The sequence below is a fragment of the Arthrobacter sorbitolis genome (genome assembly GCF_054510995.1).
Genome location: NZ_JBTNDM010000001.1, coordinates 232,826 through 253,690, shown reverse-complemented (window position 1 = coordinate 253,690; position 20,865 = coordinate 232,826). Strand labels below are relative to the sequence as shown.

Genomic DNA, 20,865 nt, shown 5'->3' with positions numbered 1-20,865 from the left:
ACGACATGACATTCCTCTCCCCCCTCGGCTACGGCGGCCAGGTTATCGGCGCGCTGATCATCGTGATCGGCGCCCTGCTCCTGTGGCTCGTGGTCCGCTACCTGATCGCGCGGTCCGTCACGCGCGTCCAGAACGGCTACAGCGTGTTCAAGAAGCCGCATTTCAAGTGGGCGCAGCCCGCACTCCGCCCGTTCGACAGCGCGCGGCGCGTCCAGCGCGCCGAGACCATCGGCGGCCTGCTGTCGAGCATCGCCGCCGGGACCATCGCCATCATCGCGATCCTCATGGCCATCGAGACGCTCGGCTTCAACATCGGACCGATCCTCGCGAGCGTGGGGATCGTCGGTATCGCCATCGGCTTCGGTGCGCGCGAGGTGATCCGCGACGCCTTCCTCGGCTTCTTCATCACGATCGAGGACCAGTACGGCATCGGCGACACCATCGAGGTCGGCGAGACGGTCGGCGTCGTCCAGTCCCTCGGGCTGCGCATCACGCGCATGGTCGACGAGCACGGCGCCATCTGGTACGTGCGCAACGGGGACATCACCAAGGTGGGCAACAGGTCACAGGGGGACTACGTCGCACCCCCGGCCGATCCGGCCCCCTCGGCCGTCGCCGCGGAGGAGCGGGCATGAGCGGGGCGTCGGGGATGCCACCCGTGGAGCCCTCGGCGGGCCCGTCGGCCGGCGGACGGGCCGCGTTGCCCGTCGAGCGGCTCGTCGCCGCCGGCCAGGGCTTCACCCAGCCCCAGTACACCGACAACTTCTACGAGACCGTGGGCGGACACGCGACGTTCGTGCGGCTCGTCGACGCCTTCTACGACGGCGTCGCCGACGACGACGTGCTGCGCCCCATGTACCCCGAGCAGGATCTCGGCCCGGCGAAGGAACGCCTGCTGCTCTTCCTCGAGCAGTACTGGGGCGGGCCCAGGACCTACGGCGAACAGCGCGGTCACCCGCGGCTGCGCATGCGGCACATGCCGTTCCGGGTCGGCCCGCAGGCGCGGGACCACTGGCTGCAGCACATGCGCGCGGCCGTGGACTCCCTGCACCTGGCTCCGCTGCACGAGGCCACCCTGTGGGACTACCTGGACCGCGCCGCGCACTCGATGGTCAACGCCGCGGACTAGCCGGTCGGAGACCAGGGCCCGATCCGTCAGAGGATGGCCGCCGGGCGCACGAGGATATGGCCGCGGGCCGTCGTCACGCGGGACCAGCGTCCGTTGACGTGGACGGTCGCCTCCGCGTCCGGGACGAGGAACCCCAGGCTGAAGGCCCCGAAGGCGGCACCCGCGGGCACCGCTCCTGCCACGCCCTCGAGGGGACGGCCCCACACCGCGGCCCGCGCCGTGCTGACGACCGGCGCACCCGCGCGGTCGGGCAGGCTCCGGGCCACCTCACCGATGCCGTCCCTCGCCGCCCGGTCGAGGACGGCGCAGGACACCGCACCTGCGTGTTCCCAGCCGGAGCGGGGCGGGAGGATCCCGGCCCACGTCCCCGTGACCGTCGTCGTCGGGACGGGGAACACGGTGTCGTCGCCCGGCATGCGGGCCAGCCGGTCGAGGACCGAGCCCAGCGAGACGGTCACGTCGACGACCGCCTCGCCCTCGAGGGCCATGGTACGGAGGCCGAGCACGGTCGGCAGCGGCTCGCCGAGCACCGTGGGGCCGAGCGTCCGCACGTACGCGGCCGCAACCCGTCCGACGGCCACGAGCCGCATGCCGCCGTCGTCGTTGGCCCGGGCCCGTGCCGTGAAGGTGCGGAAGTCCGCCACCGACTGCGCGTCGGCGAACCGCAGTTCCGTCGACTCCATGGCGATGCCTACCTGCCGCGGGCGCGGCGGAAGGGGACGTCCGGACCCTGCCAGGACAGGAGCATGCCCTTCTGGTCGGCAGAGAGGCGTACGGGCCGTCCCGTGGTCCTGCTCACCAGCACCATGGTCGTCGCGGCGACCGCGCTCGTGGTGCTGCCCGCGGTGTCCACCCGGTCGCGGACGGCGTAGCCCAGCTCGAAGCTGGACCCGCCCACCGCGGTGACCCACAGGTCGACGGCTGCGGGGTGCGTGCTGAAGTTCAGCGGGGCCCGGTACTCGATCTCCTGGCGCCCCACGAGGGTGTAATGGTCCGCGTCGATCAGCTCCAGGAAGGAGCCTCCGGGGTGCGGCTCGCTCATCAGGTGCACGCGCGCGTCCTCGAGGAACTGCAGGAAGCGGACATTGTTCACGTGGCCGTACGAATCCTCGTCGCCGAAGCGCAGCTGGAAGGGGATAGTGTTCACCGGAGACATGCTGTAATCCTCTCAAGAAATCGCGGAGCCGCTCGCCGTCGCGCCTCGGACGTCGGCAGGACCTGTCGGCGTCCAGCGGCCGGCCGGCGGGAGCCGGAGATGTTGAGCAGGACGGAGGCCTCCGTCTAGTCTCGGGGTGTAGCCGTTCCCGTCCGCCGCTCCGCCGGCACCACCGCAAGGACCCCCATGACCGATCAGCCGCACGAGGCCCGTGCTGCCGCTGCCGCCGAGACCCCGACCGACCCGACGCAGGCGCTCCTGGCCCTTCTGGACCTCAGCAGCGCGGAGGGCGCGCAGACCGACGAGGAGATCTTCGTCGGATCCTCCGCCCGCCAGCCCGGGCGCCGCGTCTTCGGCGGCCAGGTGCTCGCCCAGTCGCTGGTCGCGGCGATGCGGACCGTCGACCCGTCCCGCGACGTCCACTCCATGCATGCCTACTTCCTGCGCGCCGGGGATTCCGACCAGCCCATCACCTTCGGTGTGCAGCGGTTGCGGGACGGCCGCTCCTTCTCGGCGCGCCGCACGCACGCCTACCAGAACGGGGTCCCCATCCTGTCGATGATCGCGTCCTTCCAGACGCCCGACGACGGCATCGTCCACCAGGACACGATGCCGGAGGGGATGCCCGATCCGGAGAGCCTGCCGACGACCGCCGAGCTCCTCGGCAGGCTCGACCATCCGGTCGCCCGGGCGTGGGCCTTCGAGCGACCGTTCGACATCCGGCACGTCGACGCACCGCTGTACCTCACCAACGAGGGCTCGCGGGAACCCCGGAACGCCGTCTGGATGCGGAGCCACGGGCCGCTGCCCGACGATCCGAACCTCCACCGGGCAGCCCTGGCCTACGCCAGCGACTACACCCTGCTCGAATCGATCCTCCGGCCCCACGGGCTCAGCTGGATCCAGCCCGGGATGAGCGTCGCGAGCCTCGACCACGCCATGTGGTGGCACCGCCCCGTGCGGGTGGACGAGTGGCTCCTGTACGTGCAGAGTTCACCGAGTGCCTCGGGGGCCCGCGGCCTGGCCGCCGGGCGCATCTACGACCGGGCGGGCGACCTCGTGGCGAGCGTGGCCCAGGAGGGCATGATCCGGGTCCCTCCGGCCTGAACGACCTAGGGCCGGACAGGGGCCGGGACACGGAAGAGGGACACGGCGCTCACCGTGTCCCTCTTCCGTACCGGGCCGCTCCCGCTAGTCGCGGGTGAGCCGGCGGTGCGTCACGCGGTGCGGTTTGGCCGCGTCGGCGCCGAGCCGTTCCACCTTGTTCTGCTCGTAGGCGTCGAAGTTGCCCTCGAACCAGTACCACTTGTCCGGGTCGTCCTCGGTGCCCTCGTAGGAGAGGATGTGCGTGGCGATCCGGTCGAGGAACCACCGGTCGTGCGAGACGACGACGGCGCAGCCCGGGAACTCCAGCAGCGCGTTCTCGAGGCTCGAGAGCGTCTCCACGTCGAGGTCGTTGGTCGGCTCGTCGAGGAGCAGCAGGTTGCCGCCCTGCTTCAGCGTCATGGCGAGGTTCAGGCGGTTGCGCTCACCGCCGGAGAGCACGCCGGCCTTCTTCTGCTGGTCCGGGCCCTTGAACCCGAACGCCGACACGTAGGCGCGCGACGGCATCTCGACCTGACCGACCTGGATGAAGTCGAGTCCGTCGGATACGACCTCCCACAGGCTCTTGTTGGGGTCGATGCCACCGCGGGACTGGTCGACGTAGGAGATCTTCACCGAGTCGCCGATGCGGAGCTCACCGCCGTCGAGGGGCTCGAGGCCCACGATGGTCTTGAACAGCGTGGTCTTGCCGACACCGTTGGGGCCGATGACCCCGACGATGCCGTTGCGGGGCAGCGAGAAGGACAGGCCGTCGATGAGCATCCGGTCGTCGTAGCCCTTGCGGAGATCGTGGGCCTCGATGACCTGGCTGCCGAGCCTCGGGCCCGGCGGGATCTGGATCTCCTCGAAGTCGAGCTTCCTCGTGCGCTCCGCCTCGGCTGCCATCTCCTCGTAGCGGTTGAGGCGTGCCTTCGACTTCGTCTGCCGTCCCTTGGCGTTCGAGCGGACCCACTCCAGTTCCTCGGTGAGGCGCCGGGAGAGCTTCTGGTCCTTCTTGCCCTGGACCTCGAGGCGCGCACGCTTCTTCTCGAGGTACGTGGAGTAGTTGCCCTCGTACGGGTACAGGTGGCCGCGGTCCACCTCGGCGATCCATTCGGCCACGTGGTCGAGGAAGTACCGGTCGTGGGTCACGGCCAGGACGGCACCGGCGTAGGAGGAGAGGTGCTGCTCGAGCCAGAGCACGCTCTCGGCGTCGAGGTGGTTGGTGGGCTCGTCGAGGAGCAGCAGGTCCGGCTTCTGCAGCAGCAGCTTGCAGAGCGCGACCCGGCGACGCTCTCCACCGGAGAGGACGGTGACGTCCGCGTCCGGCGGCGGGCAGCGCAGGGCGTCCATGGCCTGCTCGAGCTGGGAATCGAGGTCCCAGGCGTCGGCGGCGTCGATCGCTTCCTGCAGCTTGCCCATCTCGTCGAGCAGCGTGTCGTAGTCGGCGTCCGGGCTGGCCATCTCCTCGGAGATCTCGTTGAAGCGCTGGATCTTCCCGTAGATCTCGCCCACACCCTCCTGGACGTTGCCGAGGACGGTCTTCTCCTCGTTCAGGGGCGGTTCCTGCAGGAGGATCCCGACGCTGTAGCCGGCACTCAGGCGGGCCTCGCCGTTCGACGGCGTGTCCAGACCCGCCATGATCTTCAGGATGGTGGACTTACCGGAGCCGTTCGGCCCGACGACGCCGATCTTCGCTCCGGGGAAGAACGACATGCTGACGTCGTCCAGGATAACTTTGTCGCCGACGGCCTTGCGGGCCTTGGTCATTGTGTAGATAAATTCCGCCATGCATCAAGGCTAGTGGGTGCCTGCTGTGTTCTCCCACTCGACCGGGGGCGGGACAGGCGTACGGCGCTCCGTCAGCGCTGGTCGCCGACGAAGCACTGGCCCGACGACAGGGCGGGGAGCACCACCACCGACACGACACCCGCGCGAACCTCCCCGAAGACGCAGCGTCCGCCGGTCAGGCCGGCGCCCTGGATCGCGTCGACGTCGAGGCCCGTCGGGGTGCGGTCGATCGACACCTCGACCGATTCGGCCACGGCACCGGCGGCGCTGAATCCCTCCGCGATGGCGCCCCGGACCTGATCACTGGTGACCGAGTCCCGGCTCCCTGCGAGCGTGCGCAGGGCCGAGTCGACCGCCCCGGAGACGGCCGCGAGATCATCCTCGGGGGACGGCGCCGGCGCGGCGGCCGGCGTAGTTGCCGGTGGGGTCGCCGGAAGTGCGGGGTCCTCAGGGAGCGCGCTCGTGGTGACCGGGCCCGCGGCGTCGGTCGCGGGGGTCGCGGGGGTCACGGTGTCGCCGTCGGCGTCCAGCGCCGGCGACGCGGCACAGGAGACGAGAGCGAGGAGGACCACCGCCGTGGTCACCGCGCCCGCGGCACGCCGCCGCCTGGTCGGGCGGCAGGGCTGGACGGAAGCTGCTGGGATCACGTGCTCATCCTGCCATGCGGCTGCCGGCCGGCCCGCCGCCGCTCCCCGCTCCCCGGTCGCCGGTCGCCGGTCGCAGCCTGCCGCCCCGTGCTCACCGTCCGCCGACCGCCGCTCCTCGACCGCCGCCAGCCGCTCGGCGTTCGCCGCTCCTCGGTCGCTGCCGCCCGGTGCTTCCGGTCAGAAAGGCACTTCCTCGGCGTCCAGGGCATCCTCCCGCCGCATACTGTCGGTTCCGCCCGCGGTTCCCGCCAACCCGTCGGACGACACCCCGTCGGTCGCCATCCCGTCGGCCTGCTCGCCGTCCGCCGACACGCCGTCCTCGCGCCCCTCGCCATCGGGCGCAGCCCGGACCGTGCCGAACGAGGCCGAGGTGTCGTACAGCTCCCCGGTGGCCGCGTCCACACCCTCGGGCAGGCCGTCGTCCAGGGGAGCCCCGGCCGGCTGCTCGGCGGAGGCCGGTTGCGCGTCGGCCCGGTCGGCCGTCACCCTGCGGAAGTTCGCCGTGCCCCACATCAGGTCGTGCCCGGCCGTGTCGGCGTCGATCTCCACGGACGTGCCCGTCCTGCCTTCGGCATTGATCCACGGCCGGACCTTCAACCGGCCCGTGACGATCACACGGTCGCCCTTCTTGATGCTGGCGCCGGCGTTGGTGGCGAGTTGCCGGAACATCGACACCGAATACCAGTTGGTGTGGCCGTCCACCCACGCGTTCGTCTCCTTGTCGAAGCGGCGTTCGGTGGAGCACATGCGGAACCCCGCGATCGCGAGCCCGCTCTGCGCGGAGGTGAGCCGCACGTCCGTGGCGACGTAGCCCCGGACGGTGATGGTGTCAGTCATGGTCTGTCCTTCAGTAGGTCCGCAGGACGACGGGAAGTGCCGGCCTGCGGCCAGTCTCGGGCGGGCACGACGACGGAGCGGCGGGAGCACGCGCTATGTTGACAACCGTCCCGACGGGTCCCGGCGTCGCCCGCAGGGAGACCCGAGGAGGGGGTGCGCGCCGCTGCCGGTCGGGCGGCTGGTCCCCCTAGGCGACACCGACGGGAAGCGGAAGCCTCCCGACGGCACGAATCGACCCTTGAGCACGATGTTCCGCGTTCCTAGCGTGGAGACATGGACACGGCAGCACCTCCCTCCATCCGGACGGCGACACGAACCGGGGCCGACAGCGGCGCCGACACCCCTGCCCACACCCCTGCCCACACCCCTGCCGACAGCACTGCCGACGTCCGTGCCGACCTCCGTGCCGCAACCCGTACGGGCGCCGACGACCGCGTGATCACCACCCTCGCCGAGCTGTGCGACCTCGTCCGGGCCGGAGGGACGGTGTACCTCCGCTACTCGTCCGGTTTCGCGACGGATTGCGGCGGTACGAGCAGGGACGGGGAGAGCGGCCTGGACCTGCCGGGCCTGTCCGTCAACCCGCTGACGCCGGAGGCGTGGTGGACCCGGCCGCTCGACGACTGGCTCGCCCGCCAGGTCTGCCAGTACCGGCACCTGGCCAAGGAGCAGGAGCGCTTCCCCTGGGTGCTCACGGGAGAGTGCGTGGGCCGCGGCCCCGATTCGGAACCGCTCCTGGCCCGCGTGGTGCCGCTCGGCAGGCTGCACGACGACGTGCTGCAGGAGGCCGGCCGGGTGTACGACGAGAGATTTGACGCCGGGAACCGCCCCTGACGGGTCGGGGACGAGGGCCGGACGCGCGGCGTCCGGCCCTCGTGCTGTGCCCCCGGCAGGATTCGAACCTGCGACCAGAGGATTAGAAGGCCCCTGCTCTATCCCCTGAGCTACGGAGGCAGTGCCCCCAGTTTACTATGGGCCGGTCCGGCCGGGCCCCGCCGCCCGGACGAGGGTCAGGCGTTCTCGGGGAAACTCACCCTCAGCTCGAGGCGGTGCTGGCCGTCGGGGTCCTGGGAGTAGATGGCCTTGCCCGAGATGCCGCGCAGTCCCTCGGTGCCGGAACCCGGGACGATGTGCCCGGAACTGGCGGCGTCGGCGCCCTCGGCGACTCCCCAGTGCTGGACGGTCATCGCGCCCGTGCGCTCCCCGACCGTCCCCACGAACTGTTCGGACGCGACGTACCCGGCGCCGACGTCGTTCCCCGCCATGAGCAGTTCGGCCGTGCTCGTCCCGCTGATCTCCCCTTCGAAGACCTTCGCGGCCCGGACCCGCGACAGCTCCCCGGTGCTGCCCGGTTCCGTATAGGGCTCGGCGTCCCAGCCGGTGATCTCGAACTCGCCGGTGTACGTCGTCGTTCCTGTTTCAATCATCTGCTCAGTATTGCCGCTCCGCGCCCGTCCCGCATGCCGTTCTCCCGCCGGACCGGCGGAGTTGCGCCGGCGTGGTGCCGATCAGTGCAGCTGCCCGGGTTCCAGGGGGCGGTACCGCTTGCGGAACAGGACCTTCGTGCTCCGGTCCACGAAGACGAGGTACAGCGCGAAGCCGAGGGCGACGACCGCGGCCACCTGACGCGCCATCGTGAGGCTGAGGTCGAAGTAGGGGAAGATGTCCAACTGGTCGGTGATGGCGTAGACCATGAAGAAGGCCACCGTGAAGTACAGGAACTTGACCTGCCAGTCGTCGCGGATGCCCGTGACGGCGAACAGCGGGATCAGCCACACCACGTACCAGGACTGGATCATGGGCGACAGCAGTACGATCGCGGCGAAGGCGACGGCGAGCCTGCGGACGAGGTGGCTGTGGTCGCCGCGGAAGACCTGCAGCCCGATGATCACCAGCGAGGCGACGCGCGCGAGCGTGGTGAACCAGTTGGCGATGTCCCAACCGCTGAGCCCGACGGCGTCGCCGAGCGTCGCGATGACGAGGCCCATGAACCCGACGGGCGCGTACCAGATCCAGACGCTGCCGGGCGTACTGAGCGCCCCGACCCAGCCGAAGCCGAACGTGTTCACGTACCCCATGACCCACAGGATCCCGAGCGACAGCCCGGCCGTGAGGAACCAGTAGAGGAAGCGTCGTGGCCACGAGGCACCCCTGCCCGCCCACATCAGTCCGACGAACGGCAGGAAGATCAGGGTGATCGGCTTGATGCCGACCGACAGCGTGATGAGCAGGATCCCGAGGACGGGCCGTCGGGTTCCCGCGAGATACAGCCCGGCGAGCGCGAGGCCGATCATCAGGGAGTCGTTGTGGATGGCGGCCACGAAGTTGATGAGGAACAGCGGGTTGGCGACGGTCAGCCACAGGGCGCGGTTCGCGTTGATGGCGTGCAGGTCGGCCAGCTTGGGGACGAAGTACACGCAGAGGGCGACGCCGACGAGAGCGACGACCCGGAACAGGATGATCGAGGTATCGGGATGTCCGCCCGTGATCCGGACGATCCCCTCCTCGATCCACAGGAACACCGGGCCGTAGGGTGTGGGGCTCTGGGCCCAGAGGTCGTCGGCGCCGATCTGCAGGTAGTTGGAGATCTGCGAGTAGCCGTCCACGTACGGATTGAGCCTGGCCACCATCACCTGGCCCTGCGCGATGTAGGCGAAGACATCCCTGCTGAACAGCGGCAGCGCGGCGGCGAGCGGGATGGTCCACGCGACGATGGCCTTCATCAGGTACGGCCGGGTGTCGTCCGACCAGCCGTTCAGGCGTTGCCCCAGGCGGAGCCAGGCCCGGATCAGGAGCATGCCCCCGAGTGCGAGCAGCAGCACGGACAGGACGGCGCCCGCAGGTTCGAACCGGAGCCAGATGATGACGGGGTTCCGCCGCAGCTCGACCGAGGCCAGGGACAACCAGCCGACGCCGAGCGAGCCCATCCACATCAGCAGCGACCCGATGAAGCCCTGCACGACGGCGACGTCGGGGCGGTTCGGGCCCGGCTGCGTCTCGACCGTCGTGAGGGGGACCTGGGCGGGCATCGGGGCGTTTCCAATCGTCGGCAGGCAGGAGGTCGGCGTCGCAAACCCGTGTTCTCGGTCCGCCGGCAGGTCACCGTCCGGCGGGGCACCGCGGTGCCGTGCGCCGGAAGCGGCGGGGGCACCCAGTTCTCCCCGCAGCCCTGAGCGGACTGTTCGAATATTAGCACCGGGCCCTGCGGGAGTCCCTCGGACACCGGCGCCGCAGCCGGTGGACACCGCGCGGGTGGCGGGCGGGGCCGTCGGTCCCGGACGGTACATTGGTCGAATGCCGATATCGAGTGAGCACATCGTCTGGATCGACTGCGAGATGACGGGGTTGGACCTGACCCATGACGCCCTGATCGAGGTGGCGGTGCTCGTCACCGACTCGGAACTCAACATCCTCGGCGAGGGCGTCGACGTCGTCATCAAGCCCACCGCCGAGGGTCTCGCGCACATGGGCGACTTCGTGCGGGAGATGCATACGACGTCGGGCCTGCTCGAGGAGCTCGACGACGGCATCACCATGGCGGAGGCGGAGCAGCAGGTGCTCGAGTACATCAGGACGTGGGTGCCCGAGCCGCGGAAGGCGCAGCTGGCCGGCAACTCCGTCGGGACGGACCGGAACTTCCTCGTCCGCGACATGCCGCTCGTCGTCGACCACCTGCACTACCGCATCATCGACGTGTCCACCATCAAGGAACTCGCGCGCCGCTGGTACACCCGCGCGTACTTCCAGGCGCCGCCGAAGACCGGCGGACACCGGGCCCTCGGCGACATCGAGGATTCGATCCGGGAGCTGCGCTACTACCGCGCCGCGGTCTTCGTGCCCTCCCCCGGCCCCGACTCGGCCACGAGCCGGGCGATCGCCGGAACGATCGCTCCCTGAGCCGGAGCGGACCTGCTCCGGGGCGCCTGTCCGGAGCACACCGAAAAGTGTGTAAACTTATATCCGCTGCCTGTCGCCGACAGCCCGGAACGAGATCCTGAGGGCCGGTCGGCGGAGACACATGGTGGGTATAGCTCAGTTGGCAGAGCGCCTGGTTGTGGTCCAGGAGGTCGCGGGTTCAACCCCCGTTACTCACCCTCAGTTGCCAGGGAAGATCCTGGCCGTATATGCCGTCCCGGAGACCGTCCGGGGCGGCATATGCATGTGCGGCCCCGCCCAGCCCGGCCTCGGACGGCAGCCCTCGGGCCGCCTACGCGGCCGACAGCACCGAAGGACCAGGAACCATGGAACGCACAGTGTTCGACGAGGATCACGAGCTCTTCCGCGACGTCGCCCGCGAGTTCAACGAACGGGCCGTCGCCCCCCACTACGCGGACTGGGACCGGCAGCACATGATGGACCGCTCCGTCTGGACCGCCGCGGGTGAGCAGGGCCTCCTCGGACTCGCGGTCCCCGAGGAGTTCGGCGGCGCGGGGATGCCCGACTACCGGTTCCGCTCGGTGCTCGACGAGGAATTCGCCCGCAGCAACCACCTCGCGGTGGGCCTCGCCTTCCACCTGCACGACGACCTCGTGCTCCCGCACCTCCTCGCCCACGGCTCCGACGACCTCAGGGAACGATGGCTCCCCGGCATGGTCTCCGGCGAGATCGTGACGTCCTGCGCCTGGACCGAGCCCGGGGCCGGCAGCGACCTGCGGGGCATCCGCACCCGGGCCGTGCGCGACGGCGACGACTGGCTGATCACCGGGCAGAAGGTGTTCATCGGCAACGGCATCAGCGGTGACGCGTCGCTCGTGCTTGCGCGCACCGACGGCAGCACGGGTCGCGGGGCCAGCGATTCCTTCTCGCTGTTCATGGTGCGCCGGGGCGAGGGCTACACGCCGGGCCGGCAGCTGGACAAGATGGGGCTGCGCGCCTCGGACACGGCCGAACTGTTCTTCGACAACGTGCGCGTACCCGGCGTCGACCTCGTGGGCGAGGTGGGTCAGGGCCTGCGCTACAGCCTGGAGCAGATCCCGCAGGGCCGCCTCGGCATCGCCGTGGCAGCCGCCGCCCTCGCACGGGCGACCTACGAGCAGACCCTCCGGTACGTGACCGACCGCAGCGCCTTCGGCGAGCGCGTGCTCGACTTCCAGGCCACCCGCCACGTCCTCGCCGACCTCCTGACCGAGGTCCAGGTGACGGAGACTTTCGTCGACCAGGCGGTCCTCGCGTTCAACGCCGGCACACTGACCCCGACGTCGGCCGCCCAGGCCAAGCTGTGGGCGAGCGAACGCGCGAAGTCCATCACGGACCGGTGCCTGCAGCTGCACGGCGGTTACGGGTACATCCTCGAATACCCGGTGTCGCAGGCCTTCCTCGCCGCCCGGCTGCTCACCATCTTCGGCGGCACCAGCGAGATCATGCGCGAGTCCATCGGGCGGTCCATCGCGGACCGTCCCACCCAGAACAGGTAGGTCCCATGGCAGTGCACCCCATCACCATCTCGGGTGAGCCCGTCCTCCACCGGCGTGCCCGGCCGGTGGAGGCGTTCGACGACGCGCTGCGCACGCTCGTCGCTGACCTGTTCGAGACCATGGACGCCGCGAACGGCGTCGGGCTCGCGGCACCGCAGGTGGGCGTCGGCCTGCGCGTCTTCGTGTACGGGATGGAGAACGACGACGGCGTGGCGCCGCGCGGCGTCCTCGTCAATCCCACGCTCGTCACCTCGAAGGTGCCCGGCTCCGATCCGGACCCGGACGACGAGGCCGAGGGCTGCCTGTCCGTCCCCGGGGAGGCCTTCCCGCTCAAGCGGGCGGACTGGGCGCGGATCTCCGGGTTCGACGGCGACGGCGCTCCCGTCGAGTTCGAGGCCACGGGGTGGTTCGCCCGGTGCCTGCAGCACGAGTACGACCACCTCGACGGCAAGCTGTACGTCGACCGCCTCGACGCCCGGCAGTCGCGGAAGGCCAGGAAGGCGATGAAGAGCAACGGGTGGGGCGTGCCGGGCCTGACCTGGATGCCCGGCGTCGACCCCGATCCGTTCGGCCACTGACGCCGGAGGACGTCCCGGCAGCGCGCCGGCCGAAGCGCCGTTCAGGAGTTCGTCGTGGCGCCGGAGCGTGCGTCGGGTTCCGGTGCCTCGACGAGGTCCTCGAGCCTCCTCACGCCCCGCAGGGGTCCGACGAGGGCCACGAGGGGCGCCAGGCAGGCGATCACGACGCCGACCACCACGGCTTCACGCACCCCGATGGTCTCGGCGAGGACACCCGCCAGGAGGCTCGCGAGCGCGAGCATCCCCCAGCTCACCATGCGCGACGCGGCGCCGAGGCGCCCCATCATCCCCGGCGGGCAGACCCGCTGGCGGAAGCTCGACCCCACCACGATGTTCCACGCGACACTCGCACCCATGACGAACATGCCGAGGACGCCCCACAGCATGCCCCACCCGGGGGTGATCACCAGGAGCGACGCGTAGCCGATCACGCCCGGGACCATGGACCAGCGCCAGAGCGGCCCGGACCCGAAGCGCTCGCCCAGAGAGTTCGCCGTCGTGCCGCCCACGGCGCCGCCCACCGAGGCCGCGGCCAGCAGCAGGCCGAGCCACACCTCCGACTCCCCCAGCGTCCTCAGCACCAGCACGACGAGCAGGGACGCGGCGATGTTGCCGCCCAGGTTCCACAGGGCAGCATTGAGGAGGATGGCCCGGAGCGGCGCCGTGCTGAAGGTGTAGCGCAGCCCCTCGGACATCTCCTGCAGGATGCGCCGGTCGCTCTGCGGCTGCACGACCTCGGCGACGTCGAGCCGCCGGAGGGAGACGAGGGACACCACCGAGGTGGCCAGTTGCACCATGAGCGTGTTGGACGCACCGACCGCGCTCGTGAGCCATCCCGCCATGGAGCGTCCCGCGGCGTCGGCGGCAGCTCCCCAGCCGGTGATCAGGCCGTTGCCCTCCATCAGCTCGTCCGCCGTGACCGCCTGCTGCACCACGGCCGCGTCGGCCAGCTGGAAGAACACCGACGCCAGGCCCGCCACGAAGGCGGCGGCGAAGAGCAGCGGTGTGGTGAGGAACCCGAGCCAGTACCCGAGCGGCAGGAGGGCGAGGACGACGACGCGTACAGCGAGCGCCGCCAGCATCACGGGCCTGCGCGGAAGCCGGTCGACCCAGACGCCGATCAGGAGGCCGAAGAGGAGCCAGGGCAGGAAGGTCATGCCGGCGAGCGCCGCCACGGCGAAGTCGCTCGCGTCGAGTTCCACGGCTGCGATGACGGGGAGGGCCACGGCGGCGACGGCGTTGCCGAAGACGCCGAACGTGCTCGAGATCATGAGGGCACGGAAATTGCGGTTGCGCGCCAGCAGTCGTCTACTCCCGGTACCCCCAGCGCTCATCCGATCACCCTAGCCCAGCCCCCCTACAGGCCACGGGCGCGTCGGGTCGATCCCCGGAACGACTTGGACGACCCTTGACCGGAGGGGTGTACCGTCCGATAATCCGGAGGCTCGGCAGTGCGCCTCCCCTGCCCGGTGGATCCGCCCGCCCCGGCCTCCTGAAGTTCCCGCGTTCTCCCATGGCTTAGAGGGGCCCTCTCCGATTGCCGCGCCCTCCGCAGAAGCGGAGAATAGGAGGCGGGAGCAGGTCCCGCGGTCGTTCCCCCAGCAGTATCGCGGTCGACCGGCTCCCGAGGCGGCTATAGACGCCGGGCGGTCCCCCTACCTCTTGAGACCGGGTACGGGGGGCCGCTTACTTCCTGATCGGAGCGGATCGCGGGCGGAGCCCGGAAAAGCGAACGGGTCAGCCCCTTTGCCCCAGCAGAAGACCGACCCGTTCGTACCGTCGCGCTTGTCGAGGAGACCCACGGCGGTGTTCACAGAGTATGTGGACGCGCACGGTTCGACAACGTGCGACGCGCCGGTGATCGGTAGAACGCTGTGCGCCGGTCCGGGGGAGGTCGAGGGATGGGTCGACCGATACGCCGGGTTCTGTCATCGCGCGCCGTCGCCGTCGCGCGAGTGGCGGCCATCCATCTACGGACGCCGTTGCCGACGCCCTCCAGCGGCCTACCCGTACCCTCGGGCGGGCAGCCCTCGAGCGGGCACTGTCTGGCCTTGCTCCGGGTGGGGTTTACCGAGCCACGCCGGTCACCCGGCGTGCTGGTGGTCTCTTACACCGCCTTTTCACCCTTACTGCCCGCGCAGGCCGGAGCCTGCACCGGGAAGCGGTCTCTTTTCTGTGGCACTGGCCTGCGGGTTACCCCGAGTGGGCGTTACCCACCACCCTGCCCTGCGGAGCCCGGACGTTCCTCGGTGGATCGGGCGCGTACGCACCGTCCAACGCGGCCGCCTGGTCGACCCATCCGTCGTCCATTCTAGACCGAGTCCACCGGCCCGCTCCCCGCCCCGCCGAGGACGGGAGGCCCGCGGAAGTTGGATAGGGTTGATCGGTGCTGATCCTGCTCCCTCCGTCCGAAGGCAAGTCCGCCGCCCGCACCGGCGCCCCCGTGCGGCTGGAGGACCTCCACTTCCCGGCGCTCGACGACGCCCGCCGGGAAGTGCTCGCCGCCCTCCGGGACGCGAGCGCGGGCCACGACGCCCACACCGTCCTCGGGGTCGGCGCCTCGCTCGTCGAGGACGTGCAGCGGAACCTCGTGCTCGACGTCGCCCCCGCCGCGCCGGCCCACGACATCTATTCGGGGGTGCTGTACGACGCCCTCGGATACGCGGCGATGACGCCCGTCCAGAAGCGCAGGGCGCGGGAGCGGTGCGTCGTCGTGTCAGCCCTGTGGGGCGCCATCGGCTTCGGCGACCGGATCCCCGCCTACCGCCTGTCCATTTCGGTGGACCTCCCGACCACGGGCGGCCTGGCCGGCTACTGGCGGAGGCATCTGGCCCTGCCGCTGGCAGAGCATGCCGGGACGGGGCTCGTCGTCGACTGCCGCTCGAGCACCTACGCCGCGGCCTGGGCCCCACCACCGCTGCAGAGCGCCGCCGTCAACGTGTTCCAGCTGCGGGACGGCCGCCGGACGGTCGTGTCCCACTTCGCCAAGCACACGCGCGGTGAGTTCGCGCGCCACCTGCTCACGCGACGCGGCACGGCGCCCGCCACGCCCGCCGCCCTGCTCGCGGCGGCCCGCGAGCAGTGGACCGCGGACCTCCGGCCCGCGACGGCCCGCAAGCCTGCGCAGCTCGACATCGTGCTCGACTGACGGGAGCCTCCTCGGTGGCCGACGCGGACCGGGCCGGTGCGGGAAGGCCCCGGGAGGCCGATCAGTCCGCGACCAGCTCCACCTCGAACCCCTCGGCGTTCTCGAGGTATGCGGCGTAGTGGTCCGTGCCCCCGGCGAAGGGGTGCCGGTCCTGGAACAGCAGGGTCCAGCCGTGGCTCGCCGCCCGGCGCGCCAGGAGGTCGACGGCGTCGCGGGAGCCGCCGCGGAAGGCGAGGTGGTTCACGCCGGGGCGGCGGCGCTCGTGTCCGCCGGCAGCGACGTCCGGTCCGCTCTCGAGCACGATGTAGAACTCGTCGGACCCGAAACTGACCCCGTGCTCCCACGACTCCTTCCGCGGGAACCCGAGGCGCTCGAGCAGCCAGCCCAGGCTCGCCTCGGCCGCGGGGAGGTCCTGCGTCCAGACCTCGACGTGGTGCAGCCTGCCCGCCGGGCGCGGTGTCTCGTCCGCCGGAGGCTTCGGCGTGGACTCCTGGGCCTGCGCAGCGGCGCGGGGCTTCCAGGGCACGCCGGCCATGCCGGCGTCCATCGCCTCGTTGGACAGCCGGTCGGCGTCCTTGTTGCGCTCGCGCGGGATCCACTCGTACGTCACCCGCCGCGGATCGAGGACCTTGCGGGCCTTCGCCGCGAGCACCTTCATGTCCGCGTGCTTGATCTGCCACCGCCCGGACATCTGCTCCACGACGAGCTTCGAGTCCATCTTCACGTGGACGGACGCCCTGGGATTGATCTCCCGTGCGAGCTCCAGCCCCGAGACGAGGCCGGAGTACTCGGCGACGTTGTTGGAGGCCTTGCCGATGTATGCGGCCTTCTCGACGAGGATGCGGCCCGTCTCCGGATCGCGTACCAGGGCGCCGTAGCCGGCGTGTCCCGGATTGCCGCGGGAACCGCCGTCGGCCTCGACGACGAGGCGGGCGGGCCCTTCGGCCGCTGCCTGGTCGTGCCCGGAGTCGTCGAGCGCGTAGGGGTCGAACAGTTGCTGATGCGTCACGGCTGCTGGGTGCCCCAGTCGCTCGAGCGCACGAGGATGCAGCCGGAGTCGGGGCAGAGCACGACGTCGTCGGGCGCCGCGCCGGCGATGTCGGCGAGGTCGCCGGGGCTGAGCTGCATGCCGGACCCCTCCGACTTGCCGTGGAACAGCCGTGCGGCGCCCACGCCGCGCTTGACGAGGATCCGCTCGTACACCGCGAGGAGGGCCGTCTCGAACGTCGACGCGAGCTCGTTGCGGCGTGCCTGGACGTCGACGCGCTGCACGTCGATGTCGGCGAGCTCGAGGTCACGCGCCTCCTCGAGTCCGCGGAGTTCCTCACGGACCGCGTCCGTGCGCACCTGGACCTCGTCGCGGGCGGTGCGCGCCGCCTCCACGCGTTCCATGACGTCGAGCTCCACGTCCTCGAGATCGGAGCGCCGCTTCGTCAGCGAGGCGACCTCGTGCTGCAGCGCAGTGAGGTCCTTCGACGTCCCGGTTCCGCTGTTGAGCCGCTTCTCGTCCCGTTCGAGGCGGTTCACGACGGACTGTACCTCGTCCTCCGCGCGCGTCAGTTCACGCTCGAGGTCCCCCAGCTCCGTGCTGGCCCGCACCAGTTCGGCATCCACCTCGGCCACGCGGGCGGCGGCGGCCCCGAGCGCGGGGTTGCCCCGGGCTGCGACGGCCTGGCGGGAGAGCTTGTTGAGGGTCGAGTCGAGGGCCTGCAGGTCGAGCAGGCGGAGTTGTTCCTCGGGTGCAGCCTTGGCCACGGTAAACCTCCGGGGGTCGGACGGATGGGGGTCGGTGGGCGTCGTCCCAGCCTAGGCCACCGCGACCCTCCGGGCCGTCCGGGACGGTCCGGCAGGCCGGGGAGTCAGTGGCCGGGCGTCAGCACGAAGTCCCAGGGGTCGGTGTTGACGCTGCTGACGCGGATGTCGGTGGTGAAGCCGTGGTCGGTGAGGACGGCGCCCAGGGCGTCGGCCGCCGGCGTGAGCCACAGCCATTCACTGCCGAAGTGGGAGACGTCGATCAGGTACGGCGGCCCGTCGCCCGCGGCCTCCCGCACCTCCGACGCCGGATGGTGGCGGAGGTCCGCCGTCACGTAGACATCCGCGCGGCTCGAACGGACGCGGTCGAACAGGGAGTCCCCCGCCCCTCCGCACACGGCGATCCGGCGCACCGGCGCGTCCTTGTCCCCGGCCACGCGCACGCCTCCGGCGACCGCGGGGAGGATCGAGAAGACGGCCTCGGCGAAGGACCCGAGCGTCACGGCGGCCGGGAGGTCGCCCACGCGCCCGATGCCCTCCTCCGGCAGCCCGTCCGCGGCGGGGACGAGCGGCTCCGTGCCCTCCAGCCCCAGGGCGTCCGCCAGCACGTCGGAGACGCCGCCCACGGCGCTGTCCCCGTTGGTGTGCACGGTGACGAGGGCGCAGCCCGCCTCGATCAGCCGGTGGACGACGTCGCCCTTGAACCCTGAGGCCGCGACGCTGGAGACGGGCTTGAGCAGCAGGGGGTGGTGGGACACGATCATGGTCGCGCCCCAGTCGAGCGCCTCGTCGAGGACCGCGCCCGTCGGGTCGACGGCGAAGAGGATCTTCTCCACGCTCGTCCCGGACCGGCCGGCCACCAGCCCGACGGCGTCCCACCCCTCGGCGAGCTTCTCGGGCCACAGCTCCTCGATGGCCACCAGGACATCGCCGACGGTCGGTACGCGGCCCGCGGGTGGGGGGACGGTCGTCGGACGGGCGCCGTGCTCGTTCTGTTCCATGACACCAGTAATACCCGCCCCCGACGACCCCTCCAAGCCTTGGCCGTTCACCCGGGGCGGAGGAGAGCCGGGAATCATCGGGGCGCACCGCGCATTGACACTGTCATGAAGACTTTCGTGCTCGGTGGGGGCTGTTTCTGGTGCCTCGATGCCCTCTACCAGAAGACCCGTGGCGTGACCGAGGTGGTCTCCGGCTACACCGGCGGCCATACGCGGCACCCTGACTACGACTCCGTCTGCTCCGGCACGACGGGACACGCCGAGGTCGTCGCGGTGTCCTTCGACGAGACCGTCATCCCGGAGGACGTCGTCCTGGACATGTTCTTCGTGTCCCACGACCCGACCACCCTGAACCGGCAGGGCTACGACGTCGGCACGCAGTACCGGAGCGTCATGTACTACCAGGACGCCGAGCAGAAGACGCTGTTCGAGGAGGCGATCACCCGCAACCAGGAGAACTGGAAGAACCCCATCGTCACCGAGGTCAGCAGGCTCCCGCAGTTCCACGTCGCGGAGGACTGGCACCAGAACTTCTACGCCAAGCACCCCGAACAGGGCTACTGCCAGGTGATCATCAACCCGAAGCTGTCGAAGGCCCGCAAATATTACGCCCAGTGGCTCGCCGCCTAGGCGCACCCGTGGCCACCCGTTAAGCTGACCGCCGTCGCTCCGGGGGCAGCCGTCCGGCCGCGACGGTCGACACCGTCCCCTCCCCTTTCCCGAACAGGCAGGCTCCGCATGGCAAAGATCTACGACGACGTCACACAGCTCGTGGGACGGACACCCCTCGTCCGGCTGAACCGCCTGACCGAGGGCCTCGACGCGCAGGTCGCCGTCAAGCTCGAGTTCTACAACCCCGCCAACAGCGTGAAGGACCGTATCGGCGTCGCCATCATCGACGCGGCGGAGCGCGCAGGAGCCCTCCAGCCCGGCGGGACGATCGTCGAGGGGACGTCCGGGAACACCGGGATCGCCCTGGCAATGGTGGGCGCGGCACGCGGCTACCGCGTCATCCTGACGATGCCCGAGACCATGTCCACCGAGCGGCGGGTCATGCTGCGGGCGTACGGCGCCGAGATCGTGCTCACGCCGGGCTCCGAAGGGATGCGGGGCGCCGTCGAGCGGGCGAAGGACATCGTCGCGACGACGGAGAACGCCATCTGGGCGCAGCAGTTCGCCAATGCGGCGAACCCCGCCATCCACCGCACCACTACGGCCGAGGAGGTCTGGGAGGACACGGACGGCGAGGTGGACATCTTCGTGGCGGGCGTCGGGACCGGCGGCACCATCACGGGCGTCGGGCAGGTGCTCAAGGAGCGCAAGCCCGGCGTGCAGATCGTCGCCGTCGAACCCGCGGACTCCCCCATCCTCAACGGCGGCGCCCCAGGCCCGCACAAGATCCAGGGCCTCGGGGCGAACTTCATCCCCGAGAACCTCGACCGCGAGGCGTACGACGAGGTGCTCGATGCCACGGTGGAGGATTCGGTCCGCGTGGCACGGGCGCTCGGCACGCAGGAGGGCATCCTCGGCGGGATCTCGTCGGGAGCCATCGTCTGGGCGGCCCTCGAGCTCGCGAAGCGTCCCGAGAACGCCGGTAAGCTCATCGTGGCGGTCGTCTGCGATTTCGGTGAGCGCTACATCTCCACGGTCCTCTTCGACGACATCCGCGGCTGAGCCGTCCCGCCCGTTCCGACGATTCCCAACCATTCCCGAGAAGGTAGCCGGTGAGCTTTCTAGAACGACTGCGCGAGGACCTCGATACCGCGCGCACCCACGATCCGGCTGCCCGTGGGTCCCTCGAGAACACTCTCGTGTACTCCGGGCTCCACGCCATCTGGGTCCATCGGCTCACCCATCGCATGTGGCGGAACGAGAAGCTGCGGTTCCCGGCACGCGTGCTGTCGCAGGCCGCGCGTGCGCTCACCGGGATCGAGATCCACCCGGCGGCCACGATCGGGCGCAGGTTCTTCATCGACCACGGCATGGGGATCGTCATCGGCGGCACCGCGGAGATCGGTGACGACGTCATGCTGTACCAGGGCGTGACGCTCGGCGGCCGGTCGCTCGAGAAGGTGAAGCGTCACCCCACCATCGGCGACCGCGTCACCATCGGCGCCGGAGCCAAGGTCCTCGGGCCGATCACGATCGGCGCGGGCAGCGCGGTCGGCGCGAACGCCGTCGTCGTGAAGGACACCCCTCCGGACTCGATCGTGACCGGCATCCCGGCGACGTTCCGCCACCGCGACTCGCGCCGGGAGACGCAGCCCGCCGTGGATCCCGCCGAATACGTGGACCCCGCCATCTACATCTAGCACGTCCCGACAGCCAG

The 20,865-nt window shown here is 70.6% G+C and carries 22 protein-coding genes, 2 tRNA genes and 1 other RNA gene; 12 read left to right on the top strand and 13 right to left on the bottom strand.

What is annotated here, in order from left to right; genetic code table 11:
* Positions 1–5 precede the first annotated feature (5 nt).
* Positions 6–635, top strand: a complete 630-nt coding sequence (locus ACX80K_RS01215; protein ID WP_104178833.1) for a mechanosensitive ion channel family protein — start codon at positions 6–8, stop codon at positions 633–635.
* Positions 632–1,129: a globin gene (locus ACX80K_RS01210; RefSeq protein ID WP_459270056.1), complete on the top strand. Its 498-nt coding sequence runs from the start codon at positions 632–634 to the stop codon at positions 1,127–1,129. The genes ACX80K_RS01215 and ACX80K_RS01210 overlap by 4 nt, the downstream gene beginning before the upstream one ends.
* Before the next feature lie 26 nt (positions 1,130–1,155).
* Here the strand turns inward: ACX80K_RS01210 and ACX80K_RS01205 are convergent, their stop codons facing one another.
* Both ACX80K_RS01205 and ACX80K_RS01200 read right to left on the bottom strand, forming a co-directional pair.
* Positions 1,156–1,812, bottom strand: a complete 657-nt coding sequence (locus ACX80K_RS01205; RefSeq protein WP_459270055.1) for a hypothetical protein — start codon at positions 1,810–1,812, stop codon at positions 1,156–1,158.
* Positions 1,813–1,820: 8 nt separating this feature from the next.
* Entirely contained in the window at positions 1,821–2,285 is a 465-nt protein-coding gene (locus ACX80K_RS01200; protein WP_459270054.1) for an acyl-CoA thioesterase, read from the bottom strand.
* A 186-nt stretch (positions 2,286–2,471) separates the two neighbouring features.
* On the opposite strand from ACX80K_RS01200, the gene tesB reads away from it, so the two are divergent.
* Positions 2,472–3,392 carry an acyl-CoA thioesterase II gene (tesB, locus tag ACX80K_RS01195; protein ID WP_459270053.1) on the top strand — a complete coding sequence of 307 codons (921 nt, stop codon included), beginning with the start codon at positions 2,472–2,474 and terminating at the stop codon, positions 3,390–3,392.
* Positions 3,393–3,476: 84 nt separating this feature from the next.
* Here tesB and ettA read toward each other — a convergent pair whose 3' ends face one another.
* The 3 genes from ettA to ACX80K_RS01180 all read right to left on the bottom strand — a co-directional run bounded on the left by ettA (position 3,477) and on the right by ACX80K_RS01180 (position 6,643).
* On the bottom strand, positions 3,477–5,159 hold the full coding sequence (gene ettA / locus ACX80K_RS01190) for an energy-dependent translational throttle protein EttA (RefSeq protein WP_459270052.1): 1,683 nt from the start codon (positions 5,157–5,159) through the stop codon (positions 3,477–3,479).
* Positions 5,160–5,230: 71 nt separating this feature from the next.
* Positions 5,231–5,806, bottom strand: a complete 576-nt coding sequence (locus ACX80K_RS01185) for a DUF6993 domain-containing protein (protein ID WP_459270051.1) — start codon at positions 5,804–5,806, stop codon at positions 5,231–5,233.
* Positions 5,807–5,983: 177 nt separating this feature from the next.
* A complete protein-coding gene (locus ACX80K_RS01180; RefSeq protein WP_459270050.1) occupies positions 5,984–6,643 on the bottom strand; it encodes a single-stranded DNA-binding protein in 660 nt (219 codons plus the stop codon).
* A gap of 273 nt (positions 6,644–6,916) precedes the next feature.
* Between ACX80K_RS01180 and ACX80K_RS01175 the strand changes: the two genes are divergently transcribed.
* Positions 6,917–7,477 (top strand): DUF6098 family protein, encoded by a 561-nt coding sequence (locus ACX80K_RS01175; RefSeq protein WP_459270049.1) that lies wholly within the window; start codon positions 6,917–6,919, stop codon positions 7,475–7,477.
* Positions 7,478–7,524: 47 nt separating this feature from the next.
* On the opposite strand, the gene ACX80K_RS01170 is transcribed toward ACX80K_RS01175, so the two are convergent.
* The 3 genes from ACX80K_RS01170 to mptB form a co-directional block, all read right to left on the bottom strand.
* Positions 7,525–7,597: transfer RNA gene (locus ACX80K_RS01170), tRNA-Arg, on the bottom strand.
* 56 nt (positions 7,598–7,653) lie between these two features.
* Positions 7,654–8,070 carry a DUF3224 domain-containing protein gene (locus ACX80K_RS01165; RefSeq protein ID WP_459270048.1) on the bottom strand — a complete coding sequence of 139 codons (417 nt, stop codon included), beginning with the start codon at positions 8,068–8,070 and terminating at the stop codon, positions 7,654–7,656.
* A gap of 81 nt (positions 8,071–8,151) precedes the next feature.
* Positions 8,152–9,672, bottom strand: coding sequence for a polyprenol phosphomannose-dependent alpha 1,6 mannosyltransferase MptB (gene mptB / locus ACX80K_RS01160; RefSeq protein WP_459270047.1), 1,521 nt, complete (start codon positions 9,670–9,672; stop codon positions 8,152–8,154).
* Between the two features lie 265 nt (positions 9,673–9,937).
* On the opposite strand from mptB, the gene orn reads away from it, so the two are divergent.
* The 4 genes from orn (at position 9,938) to def (ending at position 12,635) form a co-directional block, all read left to right on the top strand.
* Positions 9,938–10,540: an oligoribonuclease gene (gene orn / locus ACX80K_RS01155; protein WP_459270046.1), complete on the top strand. Its 603-nt coding sequence runs from the start codon at positions 9,938–9,940 to the stop codon at positions 10,538–10,540.
* A gap of 124 nt (positions 10,541–10,664) precedes the next feature.
* A tRNA-His gene (locus ACX80K_RS01150) sits at positions 10,665–10,737 on the top strand.
* 147 nt (positions 10,738–10,884) lie between these two features.
* On the top strand, positions 10,885–12,057 hold the full coding sequence (locus ACX80K_RS01145) for an acyl-CoA dehydrogenase family protein (protein ID WP_459270045.1): 1,173 nt from the start codon (positions 10,885–10,887) through the stop codon (positions 12,055–12,057).
* Positions 12,058–12,062: 5 nt separating this feature from the next.
* On the top strand, positions 12,063–12,635 hold the full coding sequence (gene def, locus ACX80K_RS01140; RefSeq protein ID WP_459270044.1) for a peptide deformylase: 573 nt from the start codon (positions 12,063–12,065) through the stop codon (positions 12,633–12,635).
* A gap of 41 nt (positions 12,636–12,676) precedes the next feature.
* Here def and ACX80K_RS01135 read toward each other — a convergent pair whose 3' ends face one another.
* Both ACX80K_RS01135 and rnpB read right to left on the bottom strand, forming a co-directional pair.
* Positions 12,677–13,969, bottom strand: a complete 1,293-nt coding sequence (locus ACX80K_RS01135) for an MFS transporter (RefSeq protein WP_459270043.1) — start codon at positions 13,967–13,969, stop codon at positions 12,677–12,679.
* Positions 13,970–14,533: 564 nt separating this feature from the next.
* An RNA gene (gene rnpB / locus ACX80K_RS01130) (RNase P RNA component class A) lies at positions 14,534–14,933 on the bottom strand.
* Between the two features lie 88 nt (positions 14,934–15,021).
* Between rnpB and ACX80K_RS01125 the strand changes: the two genes are divergently transcribed.
* A complete protein-coding gene (locus ACX80K_RS01125; RefSeq protein WP_459270042.1) occupies positions 15,022–15,783 on the top strand; it encodes a YaaA family protein in 762 nt (253 codons plus the stop codon).
* A 61-nt stretch (positions 15,784–15,844) separates the two neighbouring features.
* Here ACX80K_RS01125 and ACX80K_RS01120 read toward each other — a convergent pair whose 3' ends face one another.
* From ACX80K_RS01120 to ACX80K_RS01110, 3 genes are all read right to left on the bottom strand, one after another.
* Positions 15,845–16,792 (bottom strand): reverse transcriptase-like protein, encoded by a 948-nt coding sequence (locus ACX80K_RS01120; RefSeq protein WP_459270041.1) that lies wholly within the window; start codon positions 16,790–16,792, stop codon positions 15,845–15,847.
* A complete protein-coding gene (locus ACX80K_RS01115; RefSeq protein ID WP_459270040.1) occupies positions 16,789–17,538 on the bottom strand; it encodes a zinc ribbon domain-containing protein in 750 nt (249 codons plus the stop codon). Before ACX80K_RS01115 ends, ACX80K_RS01120 begins: the two co-directional genes overlap by 4 nt.
* A gap of 104 nt (positions 17,539–17,642) precedes the next feature.
* Entirely contained in the window at positions 17,643–18,536 is an 894-nt protein-coding gene (locus ACX80K_RS01110; protein ID WP_459270039.1) for a Nif3-like dinuclear metal center hexameric protein, read from the bottom strand.
* Between the two features lie 105 nt (positions 18,537–18,641).
* On the opposite strand from ACX80K_RS01110, the gene msrA reads away from it, so the two are divergent.
* From msrA to epsC, 3 genes are all read left to right on the top strand, one after another.
* Positions 18,642–19,166 carry a peptide-methionine (S)-S-oxide reductase MsrA gene (gene msrA, locus ACX80K_RS01105; protein WP_459270038.1) on the top strand — a complete coding sequence of 175 codons (525 nt, stop codon included), beginning with the start codon at positions 18,642–18,644 and terminating at the stop codon, positions 19,164–19,166.
* Between the two features lie 108 nt (positions 19,167–19,274).
* Positions 19,275–20,210: a cysteine synthase A gene (cysK, locus tag ACX80K_RS01100; RefSeq protein WP_104178848.1), complete on the top strand. Its 936-nt coding sequence runs from the start codon at positions 19,275–19,277 to the stop codon at positions 20,208–20,210.
* 50 nt (positions 20,211–20,260) lie between these two features.
* A complete protein-coding gene (gene epsC, locus ACX80K_RS01095; RefSeq protein ID WP_459270037.1) occupies positions 20,261–20,848 on the top strand; it encodes a serine O-acetyltransferase EpsC in 588 nt (195 codons plus the stop codon).
* The last annotated feature ends 17 nt before the right edge of the window (positions 20,849–20,865 follow it).